Source organism: Amycolatopsis kentuckyensis (genome assembly GCF_002155975.1).
GTDB lineage: Bacteria > Actinomycetota > Actinomycetes > Mycobacteriales > Pseudonocardiaceae > Amycolatopsis > Amycolatopsis kentuckyensis.
Map to the genome: position 1 here is coordinate 1 of NZ_MUMI01000813.1, position 944 is coordinate 944.

Below are 944 nucleotides of genomic sequence, written 5' to 3' on the forward strand. Positions count from 1 at the left end.
GCCGGCGCCGCGACGATCACCGACCTGCAACGCCAGTCCATCCCCGTGGCGAAGTAGGGACGACGATGGTTGCCGCAGCGTCCCAGACCGTCGCCGGCGCGCCCACCCGCCCCCGGGTGGCGCGCCGGCAGCGGGCCAACGGCAGCGCCCGCGCCGCGTGGCTGCTGCTCTCGCCGTTCCTGCTCGGGTTCGCGGTGTTCTACGTGGCCCCGATCGTGGTGGCCGTGGTGAAGAGCTTCACCGCCGTCACCCGGACGTCCACCTACGGCCGTCCGGTCGAGGTGTTCGCCGGCCTGGGCAACTACACCGCGGCCCTCGGCGACGCCGGGTTCACCGGCTCGGTCGGGCGGGTCCTGCTGTTCGGGGTGGGCCAGATCCCGGTCATGCTCGGCCTCGCGCTGGTCCTGGCGCTGGCCCTGGACTCGGCGGTCGTGCGGCTGCGGCGGTTCTTCCGGCTCGCGTTCTTCCTGCCGTACGCGGTGCCCGGGGTGATCGCGGCGGTGATGTGGGGCTTCTTCTACGCCCCCAACCTCTCGCCGGTCAACCAGCTGCTCGACCCGCTCGGGATCCACCCCGACCTGTTGTCCGGCAACGTGATCCTGTACTCGATCGCGAACATCGTCACCTGGACGTTCACCGGGTACAACATGCTGATCCTCTATTCGTCGCTGCAGGCGATCCCGCCCCAGCTCTACGAAGCGGCCCGGCTGGACGGCGCGTCCGGCTGGACGATCGCCTGGCGGATCAAGGTGCCGATCATCGCGCCGTCGCTGGTGCTGACCGGGGTGTTCTCCATCATCGGCACGTTCCAGCTGTTCACCGAACCGCAGGTCATGGCGGGCGTGTCGAGCGCGGTCTCGTCGTCCTACACGCCGTCGATGGCCGCCTACGCCCAGATTTCCGCCCAGAACTACGGTCTCGGCGCCGCGATGAGCGTGCTCGTC

At 70.0% G+C, this 944-nt stretch carries 1 protein-coding gene; it reads left to right on the forward strand.

Translation table 11 applies throughout. The annotated features are described in order from the left end of the window. Positions 1–65: 65 nt before the first annotated feature. Positions 66–944 (forward strand): carbohydrate ABC transporter permease (locus CCN39_RS48225; protein ID WP_143264490.1); only part of this gene is annotated, 879 nt, incomplete at its 3' end.